2 protein-coding genes and 1 pseudogene are annotated in these 5,180 nt (G+C 53.9%); 1 reads left to right on the top strand and 2 read right to left on the bottom strand.

Annotation, left to right across the window (positions count from 1 at the left end; genetic code table 11):
- Window positions 1-423: 423 nt before the first annotated feature.
- A complete protein-coding gene (gene fdhF, locus ACTBDZ_RS14895; protein ID WP_438815896.1) occupies window positions 424-2,577 on the bottom strand; it encodes a formate dehydrogenase subunit alpha in 2,154 nt (717 codons plus the stop codon).
- A 38-nt stretch (window positions 2,578-2,615) separates the two neighbouring features.
- Window positions 2,616-3,158, bottom strand: coding sequence for a 4Fe-4S dicluster domain-containing protein (locus ACTBDZ_RS14890; protein ID WP_438815895.1), 543 nt, complete (start codon window positions 3,156-3,158; stop codon window positions 2,616-2,618).
- 535 nt (window positions 3,159-3,693) lie between these two features.
- On the opposite strand from ACTBDZ_RS14890, the pseudogene ACTBDZ_RS14885 reads away from it, so the two are divergent.
- Window positions 3,694-5,052: pseudogene (locus tag ACTBDZ_RS14885) on the top strand (methyl-accepting chemotaxis protein); the annotation flags it as partial.
- Window positions 5,053-5,180: the final 128 nt, after the last annotated feature.

The following is a 5,180-nucleotide window of genomic DNA, read 5'->3' as shown; positions in this document are numbered from 1 at the left end:
GGATTGTTAGTATGAATCATGAGAGTTACCTCGTGTTTTGTATAAGGATTGGACACCCATATCAAAACCGGTAACTCTCAACCTTGCAAGGTCCAGTGTCAGATCAAGTCGCGACTAATACATTTCATGTACTATTGCGTAGGGTTTCGTGCGCGAAAAACGCGGTATTTCTCTGCCTATAGCGTGGCACGCGCCCGACATGGGGCGGCTCAGTCGCCGTCGCCCCATGGCCCCTGGCTGTGCGCGGAATGACGTCGCTACGCGATGCCTTCGGAAATGGTGGCCGCCGGGCGGACCGCGCTCGACGCGTTCCTGACGCGGCGAGCGCTTTCGCGACATCCCTGTCGCTCATCCTAGCGGCAACCTTTTCCTCAGCGTCATTTAACGCGGAACGTCAACCCCTGCCGCGTTGACAATCGGGGTTTATGCTCCCGCCACCTCTGCTTCCTTCCGCAGTCGGGCTTTCAATGCGCTGTATTCCTGTTGCACAAAGTTTTCCGCCCATGCCTGATTTTCAATCGCTTCCAGTTTCACTGCGCAGTACTTGTATTCCGGCGTTTTGGAAATGGGATCGACTTCATCCAGCGTCAGCTCATTACAGGCACCGATCCACCATTGATAGGTCATGTATACCGCACCTTTATTAATGCGCTCGCTGACCATCACGCGGCTGATCACCTTGCCACGGCGGGAGGAGACCCACGCCAACTGCTGATCGCGCAAGCCAAGGTGTTCGGTGTCTGCCGGGCTGACTTGTACGTAGCCCGGTTCGTCCGCCAGGGTTTGCAGCGCAGTACAGTTGCCGGTCATGGAACGGCATGAGTAGTGGCCCACTTCGCGCACCGTGGAGAGCACCAACGGGAAATCGCTGTCGGTTTGTTCCATGGGTGGACGCCATTCCGTTGCAAACAGCAACCCTTTACCGCCGGGGCGGTCGAACTTGTTACCGGCGTACAACCACAGTGTGCCGGGGCTATCCTCAGTCAGACACGGCCAGGGAACGTGACCCAAACCGGACATTTTCTCGTAAGTCGCGCCGAAGTAGAGCGGGCACAGGTGGCGCAGTTCATCCCATATTTCCTGGGTGTTGTTGTAGTGCATCGGGTAGCCCATCGCCGTTGCCATCAGGCTGATGATTTCCCAGTCAGGTTTGACGTTGCCTTTTGCCTGTACTGCTTTATAGAAGCGCTGGAAGCCACGGTCAGCAGCGGAGTATACCCCTTCGTGCTCTCCCCATGAGGTCGCCGGGAAGATAACGTCTGCCATCGCTGCCGTCTTGGTCATAAAGATATCTTGAACGATCAGCAGCTCCAGCTCGGCGAAGGTTTCACGCACCATCGACAAGTCTGGCTCCGTCTGTAACGGGTCTTCACCCATCAGGTAGTTGGCCTTGATCTTGCCTTCTTTAATCTTGTGCGGCACATCCGTCAGGGAATAACCAATATGCCCGGCCAGATCTTGCACGCCCCAGGCTTTGGCAAACTTAGCACGCACGTCTGGGTCGGTCACATTCTGATAGCCAGGGAATTGGTTCGGCAACGCGCCCATGTCGCATGCGCCTTGCACGTTGTTTTGACCACGCACCGGGCCCACGCCGACGTTGGGACGCCCCAGATTACCGGTAAGCAACGCCAGACCGGAAAGTCCTTTCACCACGTCAACGCCTTGCGTCCACTGTGTGACGCCCATGCCCCACAGAATGGTGGCAGACGGCGCGGCGGCATACATCCGCATGGCATCGCGAATCAACTGCGGAGACAGGCCGGTGATTTCCGCAACGTATTCCGGCGTGTACTTGGCAACCAACGCACGATATTCATCAAACCCTTCGGTGTGCTGTGCCACAAAGTTGGTATCGTAAAGCCCTTCGTTGATCAACACGTTGGCAAACGCATTAACCAGCGCCATGTTGGAGCCATTTTTCAGCGGCAGCCAGAGGTCGGCAATGCGGGCGGTTTCGATATGGCGCGGATCGCACACGATAACCTTCGCACCGCGCTCTTTGGCTTTGATAATACGACGCGCCACGATAGGGTGAGAGTCAGCGGCGTTATAGCCAAACACCAGAATGCACTCGGTGTGCTCAATCTCGCAAATGGAGTTGCCCATGGCACCGTTGCCGAGTGTTACCTGCAATCCGGCAACGGAAGGGCCGTGGCAGACGCGGGCGCAGCAGTCGATATTGATGGTGCCCGTTACCGCGCGTGCGAATTTTTGCATCACGTAGTTGGTTTCATTACCAGGACCGCGTGATGAGCCGGTGTGCATGATGGCATCCGGGCCGTACTTTTCTTTGATGGCTAATAGTTTTGAACTGGCAAAACCGATGGCTTCATCCCAAGACACTACCTCAAACGGCGCGCCTTTTTGACGCCGGATCATTGGCTGAGTCAAACGAGGGGTGAGCAGTTTGGTGTCGTTGAGAAAATCCCAGCCGTAGTAGCCTTTCAGGCACAGTTCACCTTCGTTGGTTACGCCGTTCGCACCTTCTGCACCAACCACTTTGCCGTTTTCAACCAGCAGGTTGATCTTGCAGCCTGACCCACAGTAAGGACAGACGGTAATCACTTTTTGCATGATGTTGTATCTCTTTGCACGTACCTGGACGGCACCGTTCAGAACTGGATTCCTGCGGCGTCATCAAGTGCCGCACGCCGTTGTTTTTGTTGGATCATGGTGTCGATATCATCGCGGTTGACCAGATGCAGCGCCTTGGTGGGGCAAACCTGAACACATGCCGGGCCAGCAGCGCGCTCCTGACACAGATCGCATTTATGTGCTTCGGCTTTCATCCCACTCCCCATCAACTGATGATGGCTGATTCTGACGACCGGTTTACTGATCACGGTCATGGCACCGTAGGGACATGCCACCACGCAGGTCTTGCAGCCGATACATTTTTCCTGCCGCACCTGAATACTGTCCTGCGCGCGAACAATGGCACCGTTGGGGCACACATTGGCACAGGGGGCGTCTTCACAATGGCGACATTGAACGGTGGTGCTGACATCAAGGCTCTTTACCACCGTGAGACGCGGTGCAAACTGCGTTGCACTGAGCGATGCTGTATTGCCATCGCCGTGGGCCAGCACGCAAGCGACTTCGCAGGTGCGACAACCGATACATCTTTTGGAATCTGCAATAACGAACCGGTTCATGACGGGCTCTCCTTCCTCGGCTCTGTACATAACGTGGGTGTCGACACTTTGCCGGTGTCGGCGGATCACCCTACATAAAGCATGGTTTATGCCAACCTGATAATAAAAATGTAATTTTTTGATTTATATATTAAAAATAAGATATTGGTGGGTGTCGACATTCGGTGACGACGCGACTGAAGTGAAGTTTCGGCAGATTTGACGATGGCAGTGACGGGAGGAAAAAGCGTTTTATGTAATTTACCTCACATTTCCTTATTCACTGCCTATACTTCAGAAGGGTGCCCGTAATGGATTCGACGTGCATATTTTATAAAAAAGGGTTTCTTATTTAACGGTGTTCTCATTGACCGATATTTCGGTACAGGCAGGCTTTCAGGGCGCATGTCTGAAACTCGGTAATGTTTCCTGCTGGCTCCTGCCGGTGGGTCTGACTATACGATAGCGATTCAACCTCCTTCCGTTTTTCGGTGCAGTGTTGTGCCTTTGGGCCTGGCTGTCACTGACGTATGGGAAGGCATGATGGAGTGGTGATATGAGCTTTCTGAAGAACATCAGTATAAGAGTTATGGTGTTGATGATTGTGGCGTTTCTCTTGGCAATCTGGGGCGTGGCATCCGGCTATAGCCTGTATTCCCTGCAACAGGCGACCCAGCTCATCGCGCAAAGTGAAGTGCAAAGAAAGAGCCATGCACAACTGCTCTACGGTGTTGAACAATCTTTTCGCGCCATGACGACGCTTGAACGGGCGGCGAGCTATACGCTAAACAGCGATGTGGAAAATGCCCGGCAGGCGCTGGCACAAGCGCAGCCAGCGATCGCGAATGTAAAATCCTCGCTGGAGGCATTCAAAAACGGTGCACACGGAGATGTCACGCCCGCGGCAATTGAGGGCGTGGTTCGCACCTGGTCGGCACTGGTGACCGCCGCACTGGAACCGTTACAGCAAGCGTTACAACAAAATGAGCCGGACGTATTGCGGCAACGTCTGAGCCAAACCTATCCCATTGTGCATGCCTTTGGTGATGAAATAAAACGCTACACCGATCAGGTTGCCGCATCGCCAGCCATTGGTGAAGCGCAAGGCCACCATGAGAATAACCGTAATGAACTGATTGCGGCATTGTTGGTGGGGGTGTTGGCACTGATTTTCACAGAATATTGTTTGAAAAATTATCTAGTGGTGCCGATCAGCGTGCTGAAATCTCATCTGGCACAGTTAACGGCGGGGCGGTTGGGTTATGAACTGACCGAGTTTGGCCGCAACTGCGCAGGCCGTCTGATTCCAGATATCAAGCTGCTACAGAAAACCTTGCGCGATACCGTCACAGCCATCCGACAAGGTGCAAGCGTGGTGCAGGATCGCACGGCCAACATCAAGGAGGGGAAGGATAGCCTTTCCTCGCGCACTGAGCAGCAGGCGGCGGCGTTACAGCAGACCGCTGCCAGCATGGAACAGATGAGCGCCACGGTAAAACAGAATACCGAAAACGTGCATCAGGCGCGTCGTTTGGCACAGGATGCGTCAGACATGGCAAAACGCGGAGGTAATATCAGCAGAAATGTGATGCAAACCATGAATGACATCAGCGCCAGTTCGCGCAAGATCTCTGATATTAACACCGTGATTAATGGTATCGCGTTCCAGACCAATATATTGGCGCTCAATGCGGCGGTGGAAGCGGCGCGGGCCGGTGAGCAGGGCAAGGGTTTTGCCGTGGTGGCCGGCGAGGTGCGTAGTCTGGCGCAGCGCAGTGCGCAGGCGGCGAAAGAGATTGAAGCACTGATTGCAGAATCGGTAACGCGTGTGTCAGCCGGTGCCAGTCAGGTTCAGCAATCCGGTGAGGCTATGAGTGGCATTATCGAATCAGTGAGCCACGTTAATGATGTTATCATGATAGGACGTGAGATATTTAAACGGGAAACGTGCGATAAATGTGGATCTACTTGGGACAAACTGGATCTATCTGGGACAAGTCAGGGTCATTAAGTTACACATAGTGAAACAGGAATCATCACTCA

This window comes from Symbiopectobacterium sp., assembly GCF_051710365.1.
Taxonomy (GTDB): domain Bacteria; phylum Pseudomonadota; class Gammaproteobacteria; order Enterobacterales; family Enterobacteriaceae; genus Symbiopectobacterium.
This window is presented reverse-complemented; position numbering and strand designations above follow the sequence as displayed.

What these genes read in the sequence shown, in the direction of transcription:
- fdhF (WP_438815896.1), bottom strand. Translation starts at nt 2,577, where the DNA reads ATGCAAAAAGTGATTACCGTCTGTCCTTACTGTGGGTCAGGCTGCAAG.
- ACTBDZ_RS14890 (WP_438815895.1), bottom strand. Translation starts at nt 3,158, where the DNA reads ATGAACCGGTTCGTTATTGCAGATTCCAAAAGATGTATCGGTTGTCGC.